We start from the raw sequence: 1,205 nt of genomic DNA, 5'->3' as shown, positions 1-1,205 counted from the left end.
CATAGTGAAAGGAGTTGTTAGTCCGCTGGAGCTAGCCGCCGGGCGCAGATCAGCGTGACCGCCAGCCGCGCCAGCGCGGTGATCGTGACCGCGCTGCGGTCGTAGCGCAGCGCCAGGCGCTTGCAGGACAGCAGCCAGCCGATGGTGCGCTCGACGACCCAGCGGTGCCGGCGCAGGCGCTGGCTGGAGTCGACGCCGATGCGGGCGATGCGCGCGGTAATCCCGCGCCGACGCAGGTAGGCGCGGCAGCGCCGGTTGTCGTAGCCCTTGTCGGCGTGCAGCTTGCCCGGGCGGCGCCGGGGCCGGCCGCGCCCGATGCCCTTGACGGCGCGCTGGCCGTCCAGCAGCGCGGCCAGGAACATCGAGTCGTGCCGGTTCGCGCCGGAGAGCACGACGTTCAACGGCAGCCCATCGGCGGCGACGAGCAGGTGGTACTTGGTGCCCAACTTGCCTCTGTCCGTGGGGTTCGGACCCGTCAGCTCGCCCCCTCTTTCGCCCGGACACTGACCGAGTCCGCACTCGCCCGTGACCAGTCCAGCAACCCCTGCTGACCGAGCCGGTCCAGCACCGCAGCGTGCAGCTCGTCCCACACGCCGGCCTCCTGCCACTCGCGCAGCCGGCGCCAGCACGTCCAGCCCGAGCCGTGCCCCAGCTCGGGAGGCAACTTCGCCCCGCCGATGCCCGTGGTCAGCACGAAGACGATGCCTTCGAGCACCGCGCGGTCATCGCGCCGCGGTCGGCCGGTGCGCCCGTGGACCGCCGGTGGTGGGGGTGGGATCAGCGGGACCAGCAGATGCCAGAACTCATCGCTGACCAGCTCGCGTGGTGGCGTCCCGGTCGTGGTGGCCATGGCGTCCAGGTTGCGCCTGTCTCAGCGCGAGGCGCCAGAGTAATGGACCAACTTCCGCAACGGCTTCTAAAGCCGGCGGCCAACTGCGCGTAGCGTTTTCCCCTGCGCAGGTGCGTCACCACCAGTAGCGCTCGGCGCCCCGGCGACAGGCGGCGCCAGGGCGAGCCGATGCGCTTTCGACGTCGACGCAGCGCTTGGGTGAGCAGGCTCAGGGCGCGGATGAGAACCGGCAACCCGGATGGGTAAGACAGCACGCGAAGCCTCTAGTAATGCGGACGATCTCGACAATTCCCGTCCTACTAGGGGCTTCGCTCATGCCCGCTGCAACCCCGCTCGTCAGCGGGATGGAAAAAGC

1 protein-coding gene is annotated in these 1,205 nt (G+C 70.0%); it reads right to left on the bottom strand.

Going from position 1 to position 1,205, the window contains the following annotated elements:
• Positions 1-17: 17 nt before the first annotated feature.
• Positions 18-850, bottom strand: a protein-coding gene (locus ACRYMN_RS20840) for an IS5 family transposase (protein WP_432499335.1) whose coding sequence is annotated in 2 segments (ribosomal slippage) — positions 18-490 and positions 490-850 — 834 coding nt in all. Because the reading frame shifts where the segments join, the coding sequence is not laid out codon by codon here.
• Positions 851-1,205 lie beyond the last annotated feature (355 nt).

The organism is Kineococcus gypseus (genome assembly GCF_050871305.1).
Taxonomy (GTDB): domain Bacteria; phylum Actinomycetota; class Actinomycetes; order Actinomycetales; family Kineococcaceae; genus Kineococcus; species Kineococcus gypseus.
The sequence above is the reverse complement of the archived record's forward strand: the minus strand, read 5'-3'. Positions and strand labels throughout refer to the sequence as shown.